The sequence below is a fragment of the Sporosarcina sp. Y1004 genome (assembly GCF_057669665.1).
The window spans coordinates 1-3,107 of record NZ_JBYHFQ010000054.1; the positions used below are offsets into that span (position 1 = coordinate 1).

Consider the following 3,107-nt stretch of genomic DNA (forward strand, 5'->3'; position numbering starts at 1 on the left):
GATCATGCAAATGATTTATTCATGCAATGCCTTTAAGAATTCTGACATACATCGCTGTAAAGAAGAATTCACCAAAGAGGAATTTGAGACGCGCAAGCTGATCAAAAACCGAAAGGTTAAGTTAGAAAGGGCGCATGGCGGATGCCTTGGCACTAGGAGCCTAAGAAGGACGGCACTAACACCGATATGCTCCGGGGAGCTGTAAGTAAGCTTTGATCCGGAGATTTCCGAATGGGGAAACCCACTGTCCATAATGGGACAGTACGTTTACGTGAATACATAGCGTAAACGAGGCACACCCGGAGAACTGAAACATCTAAGTATCCGGAGGAAGAGAAAGAAAAATCGATTCCCTGAGTAGCGGCGAGCGAAACGGGAAGAGCCCAAACCAGGAAGCTTGCTTCCTGGGGTTGTAGGACACTCTATACGGAGTTACAAAGGAATGGATTAGACGAAGCGACCTGGAAAGGTCCGCCGCAGCGGGTAAAAGCCCCGTAGTCGAAAGTCCATTCTCTCCAGAGTGTATCCTGAGTACGGCGGAACACGTGAAATTCCGTCGGAATCCGGGAGGACCATCTCCCAAGGCTAAATACTCCCTAGTGACCGATAGTGAACCAGTACCGTGAGGGAAAGGTGAAAAGCACCCCGGAAGGGGAGTGAAATAGATCCTGAAACCATGTGCCTACAAGTTGTCAGAGCCCGTTAATGGGTGATGGCGTGCCTTTTGTAGAATGAACCGGCGAGTTACGATTCCATGCAAGGTTAAGCAGTGAATGCGGAGCCGCAGCGAAAGCGAGTCTGAATAGGGCGTCAGAGTATGGGGTCGTAGACCCGAAACCAGGTGATCTACCCATGTCCAGGGTGAAGGTAAGGTAACACTTACTGGAGGCCCGAACCCACGTACGTTGAAAAGTGCGGGGATGAGGTGTGGGTAGCGGTGAAATTCCAATCGAACCTGGAGATAGCTGGTTCTCTCCGAAATAGCTTTAGGGCTAGCCTCAAACTTAAGAATCTCGGAGGTAGAGCACTGTTTGGACTAGGGGCCCATCCCGGGTTACCGAATTCAGACAAACTCCGAATGCCGATGATTTATGTTTGGGAGTCAGACTGTGGGTGATAAGATCCATAGTCGAGAGGGAAACAGCCCAGACCACCAGTTAAGGTCCCCAAGTATTCGTTAAGTGGAAAAGGATGTGGCGTTGCCCAGACAACCAGGATGTTGGCTTAGAAGCAGCCATCATTTAAAGAGTGCGTAATAGCTCACTGGTCGAGTGGCGCTGCGCCGAAAATGTACCGGGGCTAAACGAATCACCGAAACTGTGGATTGACATCTTTGATGTCAGTGGTAGGAGAGCGTTCCAAGGGCGTCGAAGCTAGACCGTAAGGACTGGTGGAGCGCTTGGAAGTGAGAATGCCGGTATGAGTAGCGAAAGAAGGGTGAGAATCCCTTCCACCGAATGCCCAAGGTTTCCTGAGGAAGGCTCGTCCGCTCAGGGTTAGTCAGGACCTAAGTTGAGGCCGAAAGGCGTAGACGATGGACAACAGGTTGATATTCCTGTACCACCTCCCCGCCGTTTGAGCAATGGGGTGACGCAGTAGGATAGGGTGAGCGCGCTGTTGGTTATGCGCGTCTAAGCAGTGAGGTGTGGAATGAGGCAAATCCCATTCCTATAACATTGAGCTGTGATAGCAAGGGGATTTATCCCTGAGTCCCTGATTTCACGCTGCCAAGAAAAGCCTCTAGCGAGGCGGGAGGTGCCTGTACCGCAAACCGACACAGGTAGGCGAGGAGAGAATCCTAAGGTGATCGAGAGAACTCTCGTTAAGGAACTCGGCAAAATGACCCCGTAACTTCGGGAGAAGGGGTGCTCTGGTAGGGTGTTAAAGCCCGAGAGAGCCGCAGTGAATAGGCCCAGGCGACTGTTTAGCAAAAACACAGGTCTCTGCAAAACCGCAAGGTGAAGTATAGGGGCTGACGCCTGCCCGGTGCTGGAAGGTTAAGAGGAGAGGTCAGCGCAAGCGAAGCTTCGAATTGAAGCCCCAGTAAACGGCGGCCGTAACTATAACGGTCCTAAGGTAGCGAAATTCCTTGTCGGGTAAGTTCCGACCCGCACGAAAGGCGTAACGATCTGGGCACTGTCTCAACGAGAGACTCGGTGAAATTATAATACCTGTGAAGATGCAGGTTACCCGCGACAGGACGGAAAGACCCCGTGGAGCTTTACTGTAACCTGATATTGAATTCCGGTGCAGCCTGTACAGGATAGGTAGGAGCCTTGGACTCCGGAGCGCTAGCTTCGGATGAGGCGTTGGTGGGATACTACCCTGGCTGTATTGGACTTCTAACCCATGCCCCTTATCGGGGCAGGAGACAGTGTCAGGCGGGCAGTTTGACTGGGGCGGTCGCCTCCTAAAGAGTAACGGAGGCGCCCAAAGGTTCCCTCAGAATGGTTGGACATCATTCGTAGAGTGCAAAGGCATAAGGGAGCTTGACTGCGAGACCTACAAGTCGAGCAGGGTCGAAAGACGGGCTTAGTGATCCGGTGGTTCCGCATGGAAGGGCCATCGCTCAACGGATAAAAGCTACCCCGGGGATAACAGGCTTATCTCCCCCAAGAGTCCACATCGACGGGGAGGTTTGGCACCTCGATGTCGGCTCATCGCATCCTGGGGCTGTAGTCGGTCCCAAGGGTTGGGCTGTTCGCCCATTAAAGCGGTACGCGAGCTGGGTTCAGAACGTCGTGAGACAGTTCGGTCCCTATCCGTCGCGGGCGCAGGAAATTTGAGAGGAGCTGTCCTTAGTACGAGAGGACCGGGATGGACATACCTCTGGTGTACCAGTTGTCTTGCCAAAGGCATCGCTGGGTAGCTATGTATGGACGGGATAAATGCTGAAAGCATCTAAGCATGAAGCCCCCCTCGAGATGAGATTTCCCATTACGCAAGTAAGTAAGATCCCTCAAAGAAGATGAGGTTGATAGGTCTGGGGTGGAAGCACGGCGACGTGTGGAGCTGACGGATACTAATCGATCGAGGACTTAACCATTTTTGAAGAAGGCTTGATTACCCTGATTCATGCACACAATGTCTGTTTCATTCAGTTTTGA

At 52.1% G+C, this 3,107-nt stretch carries 1 rRNA gene; it reads left to right on the top strand.

Annotated features, from left to right (window positions below):
• The first annotated feature begins 114 nt into the window (after positions 1 to 114).
• Positions 115 to 3,046 (top strand): 23S ribosomal RNA (locus AC25Y6_RS19550).
• The last annotated feature ends 61 nt before the right edge of the window (positions 3,047 to 3,107 follow it).